Here is a 15,059-nt window from a genome sequence, read left to right on the forward strand (position 1 = left end):
ACAGCAATCAACATATAGCCTATGAATGGAGTTTTTTATGGGATTAACAAGAGAACAGTTTGACATTATTTATAATAAGTATAATAATAGACGATTGGACAATAGTATTAAACAGGACAAGCGTCTCAAAGAGATTTATGAAAAGATTCCTCAGATTAAGGAATGTGACTTAAAAATCAGCTCTCTGGCAGTTAATGCTGCACGTAGTGCACTTAATGGGGATACATCTTTAAAAGACCATTTAAAAGAAGATATCGCCAATGTAAGCAATCAGAAGAAGGCTCTCCTTATGGCAAACGGTTATCAGAGTGATTATCTTGAGCCCATTTATGATTGTCCTATTTGTAAAGATACTGGTTTTGTGAACGGACAACCTTGTGAATGTCTTCAGAAGGAAGTTATAAAATCTCTTTACACAACCGAAGAATTAAATGATATACTACAAAAGGAAAATTTCAGCACATTTAATTTTGATTTATATTCAAATAATTTTGTAGATGAAGTAACAGGTGTTACTGCTCTTGATAACATTAAGGACGTTGTAACTTTCTGTAAAGAATTTGTAGATAATTTTGATAATATTGACAATAATAGTATTTTATTTTATGGTAGAGCAGGTTCGGGAAAAACTTTTCTCATTAACTGCATTGCAAATGAACTGATTAACAAGTCACATACAGTGCTATATTTAACAGCTGTATCTTTCTTTGATTTGTTGTCAAAAATTACTTTTAATCAAAAGGAATCATCTGCATTTGGACAAATTACAAAGCATGAGCTGTTACAGTGCGATGTGCTTATAATTGATGATCTTGGAAGCGAAATGGCTAATTCTTTTACCAATTCAGCTTTGTTTGATTGTTTAAACTACAGACTTATACACCATAAATCAACAATTATATCAACCAATTTCTCATTGTCAGATCTTAATGAAGTTTATACTGACAGAACATTTTCGAGAATTCTTGGTAACTATAATACATTTAAGATTTTTGGTGATGATATAAGAATAAAAAAATTTATTAATTAACACTTTTTTACACATGGAGGAAAAATTAATGGCTATCGAAAAATTCATTGAATCAATCCCTGTTGGACCACTTGCGATTGTAGCTTTATCAGGAAGCAAAGCTTTAGGTGAAACTGTAGACGCATATATTTCTGACTGGAGAAGCGAGAGAATCGAAGCAAAGGAATCACCTATCACTTTCAAAGGATATGTAAAAGACTCATATCTTCTTGATGTAGACACACCACGTTTTGGTACAGGTGAAGCCAAATGTACATTAAGAGATACTGTTAGAGGTACAGACCTTTACATTATCGATGATGTGACAAACTACAGCGTAGAATACACTGTTTGTGGTCACAAGAACCATATGTCACCTGATGACCACTATGCTGACATTAAGCGTGTTATTGCTGCCGCTGCCGGTAAAGCAAAGAAGATTACAGTTATTATGCCTTTCTTATATGAAAGCAGACAGCATAGACGTTCTTCTAGAGAATCTATGGACTGTGCAGTAATGCTTCAGGAATTAGTAAGCATGGGTGTTGACAACATCTTAACATTTGATGCTCACGATCCTAGAGTAAACAACGCAATTCCTATTAGCGGATTTGAATCAATTATGCCAACATATCAGTACATTAAGAACCTTTTAAGAAATGTTGATGACCTTATTATTGATGATGATCACCTTATGGTAATCAGCCCTGATGAAGGCGCAATGAGCAGAGTAGTTTATTTTGCAAACGCTCTTGGAATCAATATGGGTATGTTCTACAAACGTCGTGACTTTACACAGGTTGTAGACGGAAGAAACCCAATCGTTGCTCATGAATACTTAGGTGAATCTGTTGAAGGTAAAGACGTGTTAATTATTGACGATATGATTTCTTCAGGTGATAGTATGCTTGACGTTGCAAGACAGCTTAAGAAACGTAAAGCTAAGAGAGTTTTCGTTGCTTCAACATTTGGTTTATTTACAAATGGTCTTGAAAGATTTGACGAAGCTTACGCTGATGGAACAATTTATCGTATTATGACAACAAACTGCATTTACCAGACACCTGAACTTCTTTCAAGAGAATGGTACATTAACGTAGACGTTGCTAAATACACAGCATACTTCATCGACAGATTAAACCACGATTCTTCTATTAGTGATTTACTAAATCCATACAAGAAGATTGAAAAATGCGTTGAAGCATATAAAAACAGATAATAATTTCTAACAATTGTGTTATGTATTTATGTTATTCAAACATTTATGTAATCATTATTGTTGAAACTAATTTGAGATAAAGTAAAAAGGCTATGGGTTTATAGTATCAAATCTATAAAACCCGTAGCCTTTTTATTATTTTATTATAGTTAATTTTATTTTTTTAATTGTATTTTTACTTACGCCTTTGCTCGTGCTTTTGCCTGCGTCTTTACTTATATATCTACAGTTTTATGAAATTATGCTTAATTCCTAATTTATCTGCCATAACTTTTTCTCTTGTATGACATGAGAACAAAATTACCTGTTCCATATTCTCGCCCATAAACTTTAATGTGTTTCCCATTCTCTTGTTGTCATACATTACAAAAGCATCATCAAGTAAAATTGGTTTGTAGTCTTTTTCAAATATTATATCTGCTGCTGCCAAACGCAATGCCATATATATTTGTTCTACTGTTCCCTTACTTAACTTAGAAGCCGGTAGCAATGCTTTTTTGCTATTAACTAAAATATTCAATCTTTCATCAATTGACAAATTATCATATTTACCATTTGTTATCTGTGACATATAGTAGGAAGCTCTCTCGTTTAAACGCTTGCCAAAACTATTTCGTATTTCATTAGCAATATCCTCAATGTTTTCCTTTGCATCTTCTATTGCCTGAATTTCAATTTTGGCTTTTTTAATATTATCAAGTTTCTCTGTTAGTTCGTCCAACTGTCTTTCGCATTGAATATCCTGTTCTTTTTTCTGCTCTAGTGCCCAACGTGCCTTTGATATAACCTCATTAAGTTCACGTTCCTGCTCTTCAATGTCTTTAATTTCATTGCTGTAATCTGCTGAATCTATGGAACGATCTTCTTCCTGCTTAATCATAAGCTTTGTATTTTTCAAAAGTTCTTTCTTGCTTTCTAACTGACGCTGTGTGTAAAGTTCTTCATGTTTTGCAGCTTCCAGTTTATCCAAAGCTAATTTCAGTTCCTTGATTGCCTCTAACTTACGCTTTTTCTTCTTTTTATTAAAACAATATCTTATGATTGCCAAGATTGTACAAATAAAAGCTCCTACAAAGCAGCCAATTGGTCTAATCCAAAATTCTGTAACTGTTAAGAAATTCAAATTTCCAAGTATCAGCCCTACACCTGTACCTACAAAAGCCAATGCTAAAATAATAAATGCAACCGGCATACTACTACGTGTATGTACTTTTTCAGACAGCATTTCCATTGTTTCATGGCCGTCTATGCCTTTTTCCATAAGTTGACTTGTAAGTTCAGCTTTATGTGCCTTTATTTTTTCAAGTATTTCATTTGTCTTATCAACCTCAGATGTGTATGTCATAACATCCTGATACAGCTTATCTTTTCTGGCATTTTGTCTTGCGAGTTCTTCAAGTCTTTGCTTGTCTAATGCTGAAAGTTCTTCCTTTCTTGAAGATAACCTTAAAACTGAATCTTTTTTCTGCTCAATTGATGCAATAATTGCATGCTGCTCTCTTTCAGAGACCTCCAGTTGTTCCTTAACAGTGTATATGCAACGTTCCACATCATATTCCTCACCGATTCGGTTATCAGTTGCAATCTTTTTCTTCTGTGCATCCAAATCCGTAAAGGCTTCTTTAATATCTATTTCCATAGACTTAGTGGAGCCTAAGTTTGCCGCATAGTTTTTTAAAATATTTTCTAATTCCTTGTCCGTTACGCTTCCCAACTGGCTAATACTTATTGTATTGTAGTAACAACTTTCATCTAACCCTGTAAATAGTTTGTCAATTTCATCTTGTGTAAGTTCACGACCTAAATCCTCATTTATCACCTTAAATGATTTATTCTGTCTGTTGAAATTTCTTTCGATTCGATAATCAACACCATTGCTTTCGATTCTCATCATCCCTTGGTAATTAGATGGGTTGTCCCAAGGCTCATACTTACTGTACGTATCCTTACTGCTAGCTTTTCCCCTTTGCTTCTCTATTCCAAAAAGCATGCCTCTAATAAATGTATGAAACGTAGTCTTACCGGCCTCGTTTTCACCATATATAATATTTAATCCCGGCTCCAAAGACATGGACTTATGATTAAATTTTCCGAAATTAGTTAATTGTAAATCCTTAATAATCATTGTCTGTCCTCCATTGCATCTATTAAAGCCTTTGCACCATAATATAAAGTTTTTCGATCTAATTCGCTTAAATTGCCTTTGTCCAAATATCTTTTAATAAACATTCCCAATATATTATCATGATTATCTTCATATAATTCCTGAAAATCAAAATCCGGTACGGTTTCATCTACAATCTGAACTATATTTCCAACGCTCTCAATTTCTTTTTCATTTATTTCAAAATCGGGGTCTCTGTAACCTGAAAAGAAAATCTTAAACATATTATCTTTTCCATTTTCTTCAATCATATCCGTAAGTCTGTGTCTAATTTCCATATTAGTAGCTGTTGTAGTTACCTGAAAATCAATTTCCTTATATATACGTTTTGCAAAAGGAACAAACTCTAACTCAAGACTATTCTTTGTCACTTCTCCGTATATATATCCTCTCTCACCCATGTCATTCATGTCAATTGGTTCAAGGGAACCACAATAAGCCATACGGTTTTTCTCGTCCATTTCCGGCTTATGTATATGACCTAACGCTACATAATCAAAACCTGACATCGCAAGTTTCTTTTTATTAATAGGTATGTGTTTTTCATCGCCACCATGTGCTACTAAAATATTAATTTTATCAATATCTTCTACAATAATGTGGTCATATAAATTTTCCTGGATTTCTGTTTCATGGTAGCTTAAACCATAAACACATGTATTAAGTTCCGGAATATCAACCTTGGTAATGTTTTTATCATCTATAAAGATTACATTTTCACTCCATTTAAAACCATCATAAAAAGAGCCCTTCTTTATGGCATCGTGATTTCCTGCACATATTACAATCTTTGTATTAGGAATTGTTGACAGAAGGTAATCTACCTCTCTCACTTCTCTTAGCAGTGGTTGTCTATGAAACATATCGCCTGCAATAATAAGCAAATCCACTGGCTGCATCTTTATTTTCTTTATTAATCTTTCAAAGGATTCCCAAATTTCGTCTCCTCTTTTTGCCGCCCATTCTTTCTTATTTTCAGGATGTGCGCCTAAATGTATATCACCTGTATGAATAAATTTCATATAGCCTCCCAAACTGCTGTTAATTTATAGTCTAACCCAATTTTCAGTATATCATTAAAGATATTGGTGGTCAAATATTCAACTGCTTTCTAATAATATTCCAATACTTTCTTAATATTTTACCAACTTTTTTACTAACTTTCTACTTTATGTTAAATTATGCAAACGGCTAATTTGTAAGATATTTCTTTGTCCAACAAAGAAAACCCTTAAGACAATTAATTTGCCTTAAAGGTTTCCTTCTATTTCCTTTTTAATTATTAATAAGTTTCCATATTTAGTAATCTATTTTTCTTACTTGTTATATAACTGAAAATCGTATAATCTAAGTGTTCCTACACCATTATCAGGCGTAAAGACTTTAATCATAACATATCTTGCTTTCTGTGTTCCAATATTATATGAACCTGAAGCATTATTGTTATTATTCTGATAATCTACAGAAGTCCAGTTTTGTCCATCATTTGATGTAAGAATTTCCCATTCAGTTGCATTACCAAAGCCTTCTTTACTTTGTGTATTATAAAGAGTATATGTATTAAATTCCTTTTCACTACCTAAGTCAATTTGAATCCAATGTTTAACACCATTTAATTTATACTCACCCTTAGTAACGTCTGAACTTGTAGCACACCACTTTGTGCCAAGCTTGCCGTCTATAAGCATTGATGCATTTTCTGAATCATTGGTAAATCCTGAACAATCAAAAACTTTTGCTCCAAGACATAAGTTTGTGTCATCGTTAATAACATTACTCAACTTAGCGGCTGTCTTGTTTCCGTGAATTTTTTCTCCAACCATTGGATATTCAGGGTTTGCAATCCCCTCTATATTCTCTGTTAACCAGTTGTCTTCGTAATCACCAAATCCTTTAAATGTCCATGTCCCCGCTTTTAATTCTTCAACATATTTCTTTCTTAAGGACTCAATGCAGTCATATCCTGTAATATCTTTTACCACTTTATTAAATGGTGTTGTTACATTATAAGGATCATCTGTATAAGTACTTCCTGTATTGTTATCCTTGATTAATTTATTAATGCTATCAATTAATCCTAACTTCAATGTTCCGTCTGCATTTTTTCTTGTTGGATATTTTGAATCCATATAGGCAAAGAACCATTTATTATTTCCGTACTGTTCGTAACCCCAATCCTGTAATGAAGTATCTGTTGCCTCATATACCTGAACATATTTAGGATTTGACCAGTGGAAGTATCTGAACCCACCATAGTTTGCCATGTTTTCAGTCCACCAGGCAACATCATCACCGTAATTTAATTTTCCACTGTACTGCTGAACAGAGTGAGTGATTTCATGTGAGAAAAATCCAATATCTGTTGGGTGACTGTTTGCATATGCTGTAGATACACAAACTGTAGTTCCCTGGCAATACGCTACTCCATCATAATTGTTATCAGCCTTAAATGTAATTGTTGTTGGTTCTGTGCCGTTACCCCATCTTTGATATAAACGTGGGTAACTATTGTAGAATAATTTTGTAAGTTCCTCTAAATATCCATCTACAGTAACATCTTTCCAATCTCCTGTAAATAAAATATCATATTTGCTTGGACTAACAGTTGCACCTTTCATGGAAATTCCTGAAATCTGACATCCACTTCCATAAATAGCTTGTACATCTAATTTGTAATACTGGTATGTTCCAACTTTATCAACCGTGTAATTATATGTTTTAAAGTTTTTATCTTCCATGCCACTATCATTTACAACATCAATTGTTTCCCAATTGTTACCGTCCTTTGAGCCATATAAAATCCATGATTTTGGATTTCTTCCTTTATATTGTTCATTGTCATTTGCTGTTGTCAGGCTATAGCCATAAACGGTAGTTGGTTGCTTCATTTTCCACGAAATACTAAATTCCTTCTTATTATCAAAGAATTTTGTACTTGTATTTCCGTCAAATAAATTTTCTACTCCTTCTCCACTATAACCATTAACTGTTGTTCCGGCAGCATAAACTGACTCAAAATACGATGAAAGGTCCTCACCAATTTCATAGTTTGCATCAGATACATCACCGTACAATGACATTTCTGCTAATTGAAAACCATAGTAGTTTGTTCCATTACTTTCAATTTGTAAAAGATAATATTGATAGCCTTCCTGAATATCTGTTTCGTATGTGTAATCCTGTGAATTTTTCGCCTCGATTCCACTATCTGTTACTGTGTCTATTTGTGTCCATGATGTTCCATTGTTTGAACCATATAAGTGCCACTGTTTTGGATTTCTGTATGAATATGTGGCTGCATCATTTGCTGTTGTTAATGTGTATTTCTTTAACACTGTTGCTCTATCCATTTGCCATGATATTCTAAGTGGAAATCCATCCATCGTGCACATTTTTGTATTCTTGTTTCCATCGAATAAATTCTCAATTCCTTCAGATGCACTTGTGGAAACCTTTGTTGAGCTTGCTGTATCTACTTTATTAAAATATGTATCCACTTTCACATTTTTAGGATTTTGCTCTGTTTCAGGTTCCTGATAAAATTCCTTTGTTGTTGTAACCTCCGGTGTCTTAACTGTTGTTGTAACCTCCGGTGCCTTCTCTGTTGTTGTAACTTCCGGTTCTTTAGCTGTTGTTGTAATCTCCGGTGCCTTCTCTGTTGTTGTAGCTTCCGGTTCTTTAACGGTTGTTGTAACCTCCGGTGCCTTCTCTGTTGTTGTAACCTCCGGTTCTTTAGCTGTTGTTGTAGGTACTTCTGAACTATTAGTTGATACAGACTCACCTGGTTTTGTTGTTGGTTTCTGTATTTTCTTCTTTTTAACAACAACTTTTAATGTGTATTTTTTCTTTCCGCAAATTGCCTTTATTTTGGCTTTTCCAACTTTTTTGCCTTTAACAATTAATTTATTTTTTAGCTTGCCTTTTTTCTTAATAGAAATATTTTTCTTTCCGGCAACAATTTTCCATTTAACTTTTTTCTTTGCTTTCTTTAATTTTACTGTTTTTTTCTTTCCTATCATAACAGTAATGTTTTTTTTGCTTAATTTCACTTTATGTGATTTTGCCTGCACTATATTATTCGCTGGCAATAAACACATTACTAAAGTTATAGTCAAAAGCACTGCTATAACTCTTTTGACTACAGGTTTTCTACTATTCATTAAAATTTCCTCCCTTAAAAATAGTTTTTTCATCTGTGGTCTCCCCACGTTTATATATAATAAACTTTTTATATTTCTTTTTAAATCTCCTATTTTTCACTTTTAGGTATTATTTTTTCATTTAGCAATTCTTTCAATCGTTTATCTAATGCTGAAAGCTATCATTGTCCAGAAGCTCTTCTGCTTTTTTCATTTTCCATAGATGCCATTGCAAGTGTTTTATAATGCTTCATGTTATACCTTCTTTTTATTCTAATATTATGTAAATCTTTACTTAGTAGTATCTGTCTTCTCTCTTAACCTAATGTTAAAATTACTTATTCCTGACATTACAAGACATTGTTTTGGTGTTAAAAGTAATGTGATATTCGTATTTACATTTCCAGCTCCTGCATAAGATGCGTTCTCTACACTGTATTGATTAGAATATATCCATCCAAAATCAATTACTCCACAAAGTAAAGTTAGTAACAATAGCAAAACAAGGGCAAACTCTACAATTGACTGACCTTTTTCACTTTTCTTTAATTTACTAAACAATGGAATGCCTCCTTTCCTGACAGTGTATCCTTGATTCCACCACCTAATGCTGTAATAGCCACAATAACAACTACTGCAATTAAAGCAATAATTAATGCATACTCAACCATTCCCTGTCCACTCTCATCTTAAAAAAATTTCTTTAACATAATTTATTTCTCATATGGATAATATTTTTAATTCTATATTCTCTCAACAGTTTGTTCTGTTGTATCGAACCTATTAACAAAAGTTCATTACGGTTACCATCGCCACTGCAATGAATGGTCCCATTGGAATCATCTCATGTATAACCATCTTAAATGCCATATTGGATTGAACCACTGTATATGCCAGTACACAAATTCCCATAAGCACTATGACATATAATAAATTAGTAATTCCTAAACAAAATCCAACTGCTGCTGCCAGCTTAATATCTCCGGCTCCTACATTCTTAGCCAACAATGCCGGGAATGAAAAAATTGCAAATCCGGCAACTAATCCTAGCAATGAAGAAACTAATGAAAATTCAGGAAAACCTTCTATTCCTAAAACATAGGGTATACTAAAAGCTGCCTTAATAGCCAAAATTGCAAGTATTAAATCATTGGGGATAATTCTGTGATGCAGGTCTGTCACAGCGATTACTTCGCAAATCATTAATAATATGAAACTGTATATTATGGTATACAAAGAATTCTGTTTCCACATAATAATCGCTCCTACTAATGCCATTATTATATGTAAAATAATTCTCTCGTTTCTACTTTGGCTGTACGTGATGTTCCTTCTTAATAAAAGTCTCTGCTCAATAAAATCACAAGCAATCTTAAGAGCTGTTCCAATCAATGCACCGGCAATTAATTTGATTTCCAGCATTTCTTGCCTCCTTTGTCTTTCCGTATCTTTGTTATATCTAAGGTATAGCATACCTGATTCTTGTTTTCTATTTTGAAAATAATTTTTTACAGCAATTCCATCTACATCTTCCATTTCTATATCTAATATCAGAATATCATGCTCGCCCTCTAAAACTTCTTTTCCATCAGAGAAAGTTTCGATTTGAACGATATCGTCGCCATAGTTCTGTATTATACTGCGACAAATTTTCTCTTCCGCTTCCCTCATGACATTTTCGTCATCACATATTCCAATAATCATATTCTGTTTTCTTTGCATTATTAAGTCCCATAGCTTATTCATACTTTATCTACCCGTACATTAAGATGCAAAATCCCTAATAATCCTATTTTATACGGATTTCTTTTTCCCAGCAAGGTATGTTTTTAGTATAAAATGTTGTTTGTTTTTATTTTTTGTTTTTAAATATTAAATGTTGTTTTATTTTAAAAGTGCAACTTATATTCCTCACAGGCTTTTATTTTCCGGCATAAACAGGTTGTCATTTACCGCAAAAGCTGCCGACATTACATCAGGGGACTATGTATATTCCCTTAGCAATTCCAAGTTCTGTTAAAGAAATAGGCTACAAAAAAATTCTCTGCAAAGAAACTTGCAGTAAAAATTGCCAAAGTACCTGCTTCTTCAAAGTATAGAATTCACAATTTTATAATGGCAAAACTCTGTACTCAAAATGGCCATCAACATACAAAGTTAAAATTAAGAAGTAATTTTACTTGGCATAAACATTTAAACTATTTTTAAGAAAAAATATCTCTTAAGCAGATTTCTTCATTTATCTACTTAAGAGATATTGTACTATTCTCGTGCAACCACTTTACATATTTTTAATTGTTATAATTATCCTCAAAGGTCCAAATCTTTGTTCCTTTGCCATCAACAATCACGCCAAAGTTTTCTTTTGCAGCGCTTATGGCTGATTTTTTGTTATCATAAATTCCGTAAAGTCTACCATATGAGTAAACAAAAAATTTGTTCTCTGTGTCTTTGTATATATCAGCATTTAACACCTCTACATTACTGTCGAAAGTAACCTTCGACGGCTTGTTTATTTTTAATGCTGTATTAGAATCTAAATTGTTGGTAAACGCAATCGCCAACTCCTGCATCTTTATGTCATCCATGTAAAAGCTTGATTTTGCTACCGGCTGCTTAATTTCCGTATTATTAAGAATCTGGTCATCACCAATTTTCTTATTATTTTTCCACTTGTTAAAACTGATTACAGAATCTGTCACCTCAATATTTGACAAAATTACCCCTGATTTCTTATATGTCTTAACTTCCTGCAACTTGTTATCAACAATCTTTAAAGTTGTAATTGGAAAACGTGCATACTTTCTTGTTGATTTTACTTTTGCCATACCATAAACAAGATTCTCGCCTGTAAAACCACATACTGTTATTTTGTAGCCTGGTTCTGTTATTTCTTTTTTAGTACCTGTTGATAAATCTACAACAGTTATTGAATCACTATCATCTAATGTTCCATTTGTATTGTAAGCAATGACTTTTCCATCATCAGTTGAGACACAACTTCCATCATTAAGGTTCTCTACTAAAGTTCCCCATTCTTTTGTTTTAAGATTTACATAATAAATTGCATTATTTATCATCAGATAAACTGTTCCGTCACCTTTATAGCATAAATCTTTCATTTCATTTGTAAGAATCTGGCTAGGTTCATCGCTAGGTATAAAGGCAATTTCTGTTGTGGTATTTTTCTCCCAGTTATAATCCATTACCGAAATACCATTTTTGCCCCTGTGATAGCCACTTGTGCTGTAACCATAAATAATAAACGTAAGGTTTCCCTTGTCATCAACATTTACAACCTTCGCCTTAGTCTTATACAATGTCTCTGAAGACTTTGCCTTAAGTTTATATGGTGACTTAATATTTTTTCCTATAATATCCATTACATAAACATCGCCATTTATTTCATAGGCAATGTACTGCTGATTGCTACTTTCCTTATATACTGTAGTTGTCTGTTTCTGTATTCCCAAATCGATAAACGAATTTCCCACATTATTTTCGTTGCAATCCCAGATTTGATTTACTTCCCTGTTGTATGCGAGAATATAATTCTTTCCTTTAAAAGTCCAAACAGTCACTGTTTCTGCTACATTATACTTTTCCTTTACTTTCTGAGCATTTGTAGCCTCAATTTGATAGTTTAAAGTATATGTGCCTGATTCACCTGTGTCTTTAATATAAATATCTTTGGCAGACACAACCACGTCACTTATTTTCTTAGGTCTAAAGGTTTTCCAAATTACCATTCCCAAAGTTGATCTGATTGTAGCCTGACCTAAACTGTCACTTGCATACTTTGAATTTGGTTCCAAATACGCTGCAACATCACTTGATTTTTCCTCGTTAAATGTATTTTCACTAAACTTCTTAGCAAACTTAATCTGATTAGGAACAATCTTATCCCCATTCATAATTGTGGCTCTTGTGTAGTAATATACTTCATGGTCACTTGCAGTCTCGATTATAAATTTAAGGAAATATTCTTTTCCCTGTTCCATAATGGCACTTGCCTGATATGTTAAATCAATAGTTCCTCCATTTTCTTTCCAATCTTCAATTGTACCATTATCAACAAGACTATTGTTGTTGCATTCTTTTACTTCATACTTAACAGTTTTAATTTTGTTTCCCTGCGTTTTGATAACCATAGGAACCTTATGACTTGTTGAAATTGGAACGATTACATCTCTCATTAAGCTCTCGTCCATTGCCATTGTGTAACCGTCAAGTTTTCCTATAACTTCATCACCATACTTCAATGTAATTGTAGGAAGTTTTTTCATTTTTGTTTCTTCTTTTTGATTGTTATTTTGTGCTGTGTTATCCTGATGGCTTTTGAAAACAATTGCACCTGCAACTGCTATAAGTATTACTGCCAAAACAGATACCACTACTGTTGTCTTCTTTTTCATTATATCTCCTATTTCAACCTATCTTTTTAGGCACTGAAAGGGCAGTTCAAGCTGCCCTTTAGTTAATTTATTTTCCTTTTGTTGTTTTTGCTTTCTGTTTTTTTCTGTCTCTTCTAGACATTTTCTTTGTATGTTTCTTCTGTGCCGGCTTAGATTCAACACTTGGTTCTTCCTTTTTCACTTTCTTATTTACTACTTCAGGAAATTTAAAAATAACTGATTCGTAAGGTCTAAGTGGCATTTCAAGTCTAAACGGCATACCGTCACATTCGCTTTCAATTGCCTTATATGTAACCTCCTGTTTTTCTCCTGTTTCTGTAGTAAGAAGTCGTGTATAAGTTCCTGCCTTTGGTACTCCAACGCAGTAGTCAGGTCTTTCTATCGGAGTGAAGTTGCAAACAAAACCAATTGAATTCTTATTGTCAGGTTCTGTTGTTTTTCTTATGAAACTAAAAATACTCCTGTCTGCATCATTTGCATTAATCCATTCGAAAGCACCATAACCTTTTGTCTCTGTATAGAGAGCAGGATATTCTTTGTATAAATGCAATAATTTCTTTACATAATCCTGCATATCCTTGTGTTCTGGTTCGTCTAATAAATACCAATCAAGACTTCTGCTTTCTGACCATTCCTGTAACTGTGCAAATTCTTGTCCCATAAACAGTAACTTACGTCCGGGATGACCTAACATAAATGTATATGCAGTTTTTAAATTCTTAAATTTATCAGCAGGATAACCTGGCATCTTATTAATCATAGAGCATTTCAAATGAACAACCTCATCATGTGATAAAACTAAAATGAAGTTTTCGCTAAATGCATATGTCATGCCAAAAGTCATCTTGTTATGGTTGTTCTTTTTAAACAATGGATCTAACTTAGTATATTCTAAGAAATCATGCATCCAGCCCATGTTCCATTTGTAAGAGAAACCAAGTCCTCCCTCTTTAGGATCCATTGTTACCTTTGGCCATGCTGTTGATTCTTCAGCAATAATATAAGCTCTTGGATTTCTGTAGTTCATAACACTGCTTAAATGTTTGAAAAATTCTACAGCTTCAAGATTTTCTTTTCCACCATAAATGTTTGGAATCCACTGACCGTCTTCTCTACCATAATCGCGGTAAAGCATTGATGCTACGGCATCAACTCTAAGTCCGTCAATATGATATTTTTCAACCCAGAATAAAGCATTTGCAATAAGGAAATTGCTTACTTCTGTCTTTGAATAATCAAATACCTTTGTGCCCCAATCAGGATGTTCACCCATTCTGCTGTCAGCATATTCATACAATGGTGTTCCATCAAAAAATGCTAAACCATGTTCATCCCTTGGGAAATGTGCAGGAACCCAATCAAGTATTACCGCAATTCCTGCTTCATGGAATGAATCCACAAGATACATAAAATCCTGTGGGGTTCCATATCTTGAAGTAGGTGCATAATAACCTACTACCTGATATCCCCATGAACCATCAAATGGATGTTCCAAAATTCCCATTAATTCTACATGTGTGTATCCCATGTCCACAACATATTTTACAAGTTCATCAGCCATTCTTCTATAGTCATAGAAGCCATCTTCATCGTCAGGTCCTTTATAGTTCTTTCTCCATGAGCCAGGATGTACTTCGTATATAGACATTGGCTTTTCATAATGATTTTCAGACGCTTTTTCCTTAATCCATTTTTGGTCATTCCATGTATATGAGTCGATATTGGCTACACGAGAAGCGTTGCCAGGTCTCATTTCTGCCCAGTTTCCGTAAGGATCTGCTTTATATAAAGTGTCTCCGGTTTGAGTAGAAATAACGTACTTATACAATGCTCCTTCGTCTACTCCCGGAATGAATAGTTCCCAAATACCTGAATCATTCTCCATCTTCATATTATGGTCGTATCCAATCCAGTTATTAAATTCTCCAATGACTGAAACATTTGTAGCATGTGGTGCCCACACTGCAAAATATGTTCCTTTAACACCATCAATTTCCGTAACATGTGCTCCTAATTTTTCATATATTTCGTAGTGTGTACCTTCTCCAAATAAATAACAGTCGTCTTTTGTTATAGCTCTTTTATTTTGCATATGGCCTTCCTTCCCGCGCAC

Annotated in this window: 9 protein-coding genes and 1 pseudogene; 2 read left to right on the top strand and 8 right to left on the bottom strand. The window is 33.5% G+C overall.

What is annotated here, in order from left to right:
• Positions 1-37 precede the first annotated feature (37 nt).
• Together ACZM4J_RS05830 and ACZM4J_RS05835 are read left to right on the top strand one after the other, a co-directional pair.
• Positions 38-1,030 (top strand): ATP-binding protein, encoded by a 993-nt coding sequence (locus ACZM4J_RS05830; RefSeq protein ID WP_022164895.1) that lies wholly within the window; start codon positions 38-40, stop codon positions 1,028-1,030.
• A 28-nt stretch (positions 1,031-1,058) separates the two neighbouring features.
• On the top strand, positions 1,059-2,228 hold the full coding sequence (locus ACZM4J_RS05835) for a ribose-phosphate pyrophosphokinase (protein WP_022164894.1): 1,170 nt from the start codon (positions 1,059-1,061) through the stop codon (positions 2,226-2,228).
• Between the two features lie 223 nt (positions 2,229-2,451).
• On the opposite strand, the gene ACZM4J_RS05840 is transcribed toward ACZM4J_RS05835, so the two are convergent.
• The 8 genes and pseudogenes from ACZM4J_RS05840 to glgB all read right to left on the bottom strand — a co-directional run bounded on the left by ACZM4J_RS05840 (position 2,452) and on the right by glgB (position 15,038).
• On the bottom strand, positions 2,452-4,353 hold the full coding sequence (locus ACZM4J_RS05840; RefSeq protein ID WP_022164893.1) for an ATP-binding protein: 1,902 nt from the start codon (positions 4,351-4,353) through the stop codon (positions 2,452-2,454).
• Positions 4,350-5,414 carry a metallophosphoesterase family protein gene (locus tag ACZM4J_RS05845; RefSeq protein WP_022164892.1) on the bottom strand — a complete coding sequence of 355 codons (1,065 nt, stop codon included), beginning with the start codon at positions 5,412-5,414 and terminating at the stop codon, positions 4,350-4,352. The genes ACZM4J_RS05840 and ACZM4J_RS05845 overlap by 4 nt, the downstream gene beginning before the upstream one ends.
• 294 nt (positions 5,415-5,708) lie before the next feature.
• Positions 5,709-8,552, bottom strand: coding sequence for a discoidin domain-containing protein (locus tag ACZM4J_RS05850; protein ID WP_489485780.1), 2,844 nt, complete (start codon positions 8,550-8,552; stop codon positions 5,709-5,711).
• 270 nt (positions 8,553-8,822) lie between these two features.
• Complete coding sequence (locus ACZM4J_RS05855) at positions 8,823-9,092, bottom strand: TadE family protein (protein WP_022164890.1); 270 nt, start codon at positions 9,090-9,092, stop codon at positions 8,823-8,825.
• Positions 9,077-9,208 (bottom strand): annotated as a pseudogene (locus ACZM4J_RS05860) (Flp family type IVb pilin); the annotation flags it as partial. The gene ACZM4J_RS05855 and the pseudogene ACZM4J_RS05860, both read right to left, overlap by 16 nt.
• Before the next feature lie 106 nt (positions 9,209-9,314).
• The gene (locus tag ACZM4J_RS05865) at positions 9,315-10,277 is read right to left on the bottom strand and encodes a prepilin peptidase (protein ID WP_302689706.1); all 963 of its coding nucleotides are present in this window, start codon (positions 10,275-10,277) and stop codon (positions 9,315-9,317) included.
• Between the two features lie 545 nt (positions 10,278-10,822).
• Positions 10,823-12,946, bottom strand: a complete 2,124-nt coding sequence (locus tag ACZM4J_RS05870) for a hypothetical protein (protein ID WP_022164887.1) — start codon at positions 12,944-12,946, stop codon at positions 10,823-10,825.
• A 67-nt stretch (positions 12,947-13,013) separates the two neighbouring features.
• The gene (glgB, locus tag ACZM4J_RS05875; protein ID WP_022164886.1) at positions 13,014-15,038 is read right to left on the bottom strand and encodes a 1,4-alpha-glucan branching protein GlgB; all 2,025 of its coding nucleotides are present in this window, start codon (positions 15,036-15,038) and stop codon (positions 13,014-13,016) included.
• Positions 15,039-15,059: the final 21 nt, after the last annotated feature.

The organism is Eubacterium sp., from assembly GCF_057858645.1.

Coding starts and splice junctions, on each gene's coding strand:
- glgB (WP_022164886.1), bottom strand. CDS start 15,038: ATGCAAAATAAAAGAGCTATAACAAAAGACGACTGTTATTTATTTGGA.
- ACZM4J_RS05850 (WP_489485780.1), bottom strand. CDS start 8,552: ATGAATAGTAGAAAACCTGTAGTCAAAAGAGTTATAGCAGTGCTTTTG.
- ACZM4J_RS05870 (WP_022164887.1), bottom strand. CDS start 12,946: ATGAAAAAGAAGACAACAGTAGTGGTATCTGTTTTGGCAGTAATACTT.
- ACZM4J_RS05840 (WP_022164893.1), bottom strand. CDS start 4,353: ATGATTATTAAGGATTTACAATTAACTAATTTCGGAAAATTTAATCAT.
- ACZM4J_RS05845 (WP_022164892.1), bottom strand. CDS start 5,414: ATGAAATTTATTCATACAGGTGATATACATTTAGGCGCACATCCTGAA.
- ACZM4J_RS05835 (WP_022164894.1), top strand. CDS start 1,059: ATGGCTATCGAAAAATTCATTGAATCAATCCCTGTTGGACCACTTGCG.
- ACZM4J_RS05865 (WP_302689706.1), bottom strand. CDS start 10,277: ATGAATAAGCTATGGGACTTAATAATGCAAAGAAAACAGAATATGATT.
- ACZM4J_RS05830 (WP_022164895.1), top strand. CDS start 38: ATGGGATTAACAAGAGAACAGTTTGACATTATTTATAATAAGTATAAT.